Origin of the sequence: Pseudoalteromonas sp. S408 (assembly GCF_005886645.1) — a bacterium.
Taxonomy (GTDB): domain Bacteria; phylum Pseudomonadota; class Gammaproteobacteria; order Enterobacterales; family Alteromonadaceae; genus Pseudoalteromonas.
The window spans coordinates 1-293 of record NZ_PNDY01000075.1 but is presented as its reverse complement, the minus strand read 5'-3'; the positions used below and the strand labels follow the sequence as shown (position 1 = coordinate 293).

General features: G+C 47.1%; 1 protein-coding gene. It reads left to right on the top strand.

The window, feature by feature from the left end; translation table 11 throughout:
- On the top strand, nt 1–293 hold a 293-nt coding region (locus CWB62_RS18525; protein ID WP_138556298.1), incomplete at both ends, for a DUF3369 domain-containing protein.

Sequence of the window (293 nt, the reverse complement as noted above, 5' to 3'; positions counted from 1 at the left end):
TGATGACTGCGTTACGCTCTTTCCAACAGATCTGTGAGCTCGAGGCTCAAAGTGAAGGGCTGACCAATATCCTAAATGCTTCAAATGCGATTCTAGGCCATAACAATATAAGCGGTTTCAGCCAAGCCGTAGTTATGCAATTAGCCAATATTCTAGCAAATGATGCCAACGGCTTTGTATGCGCGCAGGTAGCAGGCTCTAACTCTCTGGTTTTGCTTGGTGGGACGACCCAATACCATGAGTTTACAGGTCAAGGGGGTGAGCAATTAGACGACGGTCGAGCTATTATGCAG